Origin of the sequence: Halobacteriovorax sp., assembly GCF_041587335.1 — a bacterium.
Classification (GTDB): Bacteria; Bdellovibrionota; Bacteriovoracia; order Bacteriovoracales; family Bacteriovoracaceae; genus Halobacteriovorax.
Genome location: NZ_JBFGYP010000193.1, coordinates 1 through 4,024, shown reverse-complemented (window position 1 = coordinate 4,024; position 4,024 = coordinate 1). Strand labels below are relative to the sequence as shown.

Below are 4,024 nucleotides of genomic sequence, written 5' to 3'. Positions count from 1 at the left end.
TCTACACACCTTGTGCTCTCCTCTTTAGAGATTACTGTCGGTCCACTTACTACAGAGGTTAACAGTACTAGTGAATAGATTTTATTCTTAAAGCTCATTAGTTTCCTTAAATAATCTTCTAATCTATTATCTCTCATCGGTAAGTTTTTATAAAGCTTTAGTTAAAAGGTCGGGTATACTGTATGTGTTTTAAGCTAGTTAATGCTATTTGGCCGAAAAATTAATGGCAAATATATGTGTCATAGCAATGAAATATGGTTAATAAGTTCAAGAATATAGACTTTTAGCGGGAAAGAGAGTAAGTATCAAGACATGCACTAAATTGTTGCACAGGTCTTTTTATATATTAAGACATGTAAATATTTGATAAACTCTACTTATACTCAGGAGATGGAATAATGAAGAGAACATTTTTAATAATGTCAGTACTACTTTTTTCTATGACTTCTTTCGCTGGTAACATTGCCAATGGAAAGAAAATATTTAAAAAGGTTAACTGTGCCCTTTGCCATAATGCAAATGGAATGGGAAAAGCAAAAAACGGTAAGATAGCTCTTTTAAAAGGACCTCAGATTGCAGGTCTAGATGAAGCCTATATTGCTGAACAAGTTACAGCTATTCAAGGTAAGAAAAGAAAAACTAAGAACACTTCAATGATGTACGCGAAGATTAAGAAGCTTAAGCCTGCTGAGATTAAAGATATCGCAGCTTATGTTCACTCTCTATCTAAAACTAGACACGTTGGAATGCTTCAAAAGAAATAATTATCCATGCCCCGATGTCATAAATGCTTCGTCGGGGTTAATTTGTTTTCTAGCCGTGTCCAAAGAAAGAAAGTAGTCTTCTGCTATTTTCATAGAATCTGATAAGTCAGGACATTTAAAAATCATATTCCTAAAATTCGCAGCATTACTTAGACCTGCAGCAAACCAAACCATATGCTTTCTCATCATTACTAAAAGAGTTCTCTCTCTATCAGTATACATTTGATTGTATTCAAATAATCTCTGCGTAATTTCCCAGTAATCACTTGGTGTAAAAGAAATAGTTTCACCAGCTTGAATATAACTTTCTAGAAATATAAATGGGTCTCTTAGTGGTCCTCTTGCGAGCATAAAAGCATCACACTCTGATGAGGACATTCTCTTTTTTACAAGGCTTGCACTATGGAGATCTCCGTTTCCAATAATAGGGAGAGGGCTATCTGATGCGAGCTCCTCTAGTAGTTCCCAGTTTGCTTGTCCTTTGTATTGTTGAGTTCTTGTTCGTCCATGGATGGCAACAAACTCAACTCCTTCTTCTTTTGCAATATGGATGATCTCTTTGGCATTGATCGTATCGTCATCCCAGCCAGTTCTTATTTTTATTGTTAGTGGAACATCTATGGCCTTCTTAATCGTTCCAAAAAAGTGTCCAAGCTTACTAGTGTCCTTCATAAGAGCAGAACCACTACCTTTAGTCACAACCTTTCTAACTGGGCATCCCATATTTATATCAATAAATTTAGGCTTACTTTCTAGTGCAACTTTTGCTGCCTTGGCCATACTTTCAGCGTCTTCGCCAAAGAGTTGAATACCTATATGTTTTTCATCAGGGTGAATACCCAACATTCGAATCGTTTTTTCGTTACCGTAGTTAATTCCATGACATGAGATCAGCTCACTGACTGTTCCACCGCAGCCAAGCTCTTCCATAAGTAGTCTAAATGGAAAAGCGCAGATATTTGACATAGGAGCAAGCAGGAGAGGAGAAGCGAATGACACGCTGCCGAGTTTTATTGCTTCACGTCTTTTAGAGAGAAGGTCAATTTTTTCCTGCAGACCTTTTGAAAATGGTGTAACTTGTGTAATATTCATGCCGAGTTTTTAGCAAAATCTTATAGATTCGGGAAGCTGTAATGGAGTTTTTTTATGCCTAATGTTGAAGAAATTAAAGGACATATCGTTTTTGACTGCGATGGGACGCTTATTTCTAGTCAAGAAGGGATAATTCAGGGCCTACAACAGCTACTTGGAGAGGTTCTTAAGCGTGAAGTTCCTAGATCTGAAGTTGTTGATAAGTATACTGCAGATATGCATGACCTTGCCTGGCGCTTTGGTTTAAATATATCTGATGAGACAGTTAGAGATGCCTTATTCAAAAGGTGGATAGAGATATCAAATCAAGATCGTCTTAAATACGTTTTGTTTGATGAGATGAAAGATCTCTTGATTAAGCTTGGCGAGTCTGGATATAGACTCTATGTTTGGACTGCTCGTGACAGAATGAGTACACTGTCTATCCTGAAGTCCCTCGATGTAGCTAAATTCTTTTATGAGTTTAGATGTCTCGATGACACAATTCCAAAGCCACATCCTATGGGGCTTCAAGAAATGTTAGAGGGTGTTGATAAGTCTAAAGTCATTATGATTGGAGATAGTATCACTGACATGCAGGGAGCGAGAGAGTTTGGTTGTAAGTCTATTGGGGCTCTTTGGTGTACTCACGTAAATGAAGAGATTTTGAATGGTGCTAGACCAAATTTTAAGGCCAAAACGCCAAGTGAATGTTTTGAAATAATAGAAAGAGAAATAAAGTAGAGGATAGAGATGTTTGATAATTTAAGTGAGAAGTTTGCTGATGCTTTTAAGAATCTTCAGGGAAATGGAAAGATTTCTGAAAGTAATATTGAGGATGCATTAAAGCAAGTTAGAACAGCTCTTCTTGAAGCTGATGTAAATTTTAAAGTTGTTAAGCAATTTATAAATGCAGTTAAAGAAAAATCATTAGGTGAGAAGGTTATTTCAGGTGTTAATCCTGAAGAGCAATTCATTAAAATCGTAAACGATGAACTTGCACTTATCATGGGGACGGCCAATGAAGAAGTTAACCTAGATAGAGATGGTGTTGTTCCAATTCTAGTGGTTGGATTGAACGGTCAAGGTAAGACTACTTTTTCTGGAAAGCTTTCACTTCATCTTTCAAAGAAAAAAGATAAGAAAGTACTTTTAGTTCCTGCTGATACTTTTAGACCAGCGGCCAAGGATCAGTTGATTACTCTTGCTAAGAGTATGGATATGGATTGGTTTGATTCAGATCTTTCGACTCATCCTAAAATTATTGCAGAAAAAGCAATGGCATACGCTAAAGATAATTCATACGACGTAGTTATCGTAGATACTGCAGGTCGACTTCATGTTGATGATGAGCTGATGGGACAAATTAAAGAAGTAAGAGAATCTCTTAATTCATTTAACCCTGAAGTTTTAATGGTTGCTGATGCAATGACTGGACAGGAAGCAGTAAATGTTGCAAAAGTTTTTCATGAAGCAGTAAACCTTACTGGTGTTGTGCTTTCAAAAATGGATTCTGATGCTAGAGGTGGTGCGGCCCTTTCAATTAGACACGTAACAGGTGTTCCAATTAAATATATCTCTACTGGTGAGAAGATGAAAGATTTAGAGCTCTTTCACCCTGATAGACTTGCTGGAAGAATCCTCGATATGGGAGATGTTGTTTCTTTAGTAGAGAAGGCCCAAGACTCTATCGATGAAAAAGATGCCGAAAATATGATGAAGAACCTTGAAAAAGGTAAATTCACTGTAGACGACTTTATGAAGCAAATGGATATGATGAAGAACTTAGGTTCTATGTCTTCTATTTTAAAAATGATTCCTGGTATGGGTGGAATGCTTAGACAAGTTGGAGATCTTTCTCCAGCAGAAGATGAGATGAAGCGTATGCGAGTGATTATTAACTCAATGACTAAGAAAGAAAGACAAGATTATAAGATAGTAAAAGAATCTCGCATGACAAGAATTGCAAAAGGTTCTGGAACGACAGATTCTCAAGTTAAAGACTTCTTCCAAAAGTTCCGTCAAATGGAAAAAATGATGGGAGGAATGATGCAGATGATGAAAGGTGGTGGAATGCCGGGGATGCCAGGGATGCCTGGAAATCCTGGAGGAATGCCTGGACTACCTGGAATGCCTGGTCAGAAACAAAAGAAACCTCGTAAGAAAGGTGGAAAGTGGGGCGGAGGATT

General features: G+C 37.3%; 4 protein-coding genes. 3 read left to right on the top strand and 1 reads right to left on the bottom strand.

Translation table 11 applies throughout. The features are described from left to right. Positions 1-398 precede the first annotated feature (398 nt). Positions 399-764, top strand: coding sequence for a cytochrome c (locus ABX784_RS15945; RefSeq protein WP_372656058.1), 366 nt, complete (start codon positions 399-401; stop codon positions 762-764). Here ABX784_RS15945 and ABX784_RS15940 read toward each other — a convergent pair whose 3' ends face one another. Then, positions 765-1,856: a tRNA dihydrouridine synthase gene (locus tag ABX784_RS15940; RefSeq protein WP_372656057.1), complete on the bottom strand. Its 1,092-nt coding sequence runs from the start codon at positions 1,854-1,856 to the stop codon at positions 765-767. A 54-nt stretch (positions 1,857-1,910) separates the two neighbouring features. On the opposite strand from ABX784_RS15940, the gene ABX784_RS15935 reads away from it, so the two are divergent. Both ABX784_RS15935 and ffh read left to right on the top strand, forming a co-directional pair. Further along, positions 1,911-2,579 carry an HAD family hydrolase gene (locus ABX784_RS15935; RefSeq protein WP_372656056.1) on the top strand — a complete coding sequence of 223 codons (669 nt, stop codon included), beginning with the start codon at positions 1,911-1,913 and terminating at the stop codon, positions 2,577-2,579. A 9-nt stretch (positions 2,580-2,588) separates the two neighbouring features. Next, positions 2,589-4,024: signal recognition particle protein (ffh, locus tag ABX784_RS15930; protein WP_372656055.1), on the top strand; the 1,436-nt coding region annotated here is incomplete at its 3' end.

What these genes read in the sequence shown, in the direction of transcription:
- ABX784_RS15945 (WP_372656058.1), top strand. Translation starts at nt 399, where the DNA reads ATGAAGAGAACATTTTTAATAATGTCAGTACTACTTTTTTCTATGACT.
- ABX784_RS15935 (WP_372656056.1), top strand. Translation starts at nt 1,911, where the DNA reads ATGCCTAATGTTGAAGAAATTAAAGGACATATCGTTTTTGACTGCGAT.
- ABX784_RS15940 (WP_372656057.1), bottom strand. Translation starts at nt 1,856, where the DNA reads ATGAATATTACACAAGTTACACCATTTTCAAAAGGTCTGCAGGAAAAA.